Origin of the sequence: Agriterribacter sp. (genome assembly GCF_035444585.1) — a bacterium.
Classification (GTDB): domain Bacteria; phylum Bacteroidota; class Bacteroidia; order Chitinophagales; family Chitinophagaceae; genus Agriterribacter.
Map to the genome: position 1 here is coordinate 1 of NZ_DAOMOZ010000211.1, position 383 is coordinate 383.

At 46.2% G+C, this 383-nt stretch carries 1 protein-coding gene; it reads right to left on the bottom strand.

Annotated elements, in window-relative coordinates; genetic code table 11:
* Positions 1-383: exo-beta-N-acetylmuramidase NamZ domain-containing protein (locus tag PLH26_RS17795; protein WP_324587383.1), on the bottom strand; the 383-nt coding region annotated here is incomplete at both ends.

Consider the following 383-nt stretch of genomic DNA (forward strand, 5'->3'; position numbering starts at 1 on the left):
TGGAGGGATAAAGGTATACCGATTGAATATCGGGCAAATTGGGAGAAGGGCGTACGGGCAGCACATATTTGCTGTCGTGCGTGTAGTTACCACATTTAATGATGGTAAGACTGAATGCTGATAAGTCAATGTTATCCGTGGGCCGGGGATCAATGTAAACAGCAGGTTGAGCCTTTGTTTTTACGGAAAGCATATTCTCCTTCAGCAGCATGTAAGCATATTCTCCGATCGTCATGCCGTATACCACGGGTACCGGCTGCATGCCCACAAAAGATTTGTATTTCATATCCAGCACAGGACCGTCTACATAAAAGCCGTTGGGGTTTGGCCGGTCAAGAATGATCAGTGGCTTGTTTAATGTTATGGCGGCCTCCATAAATTCC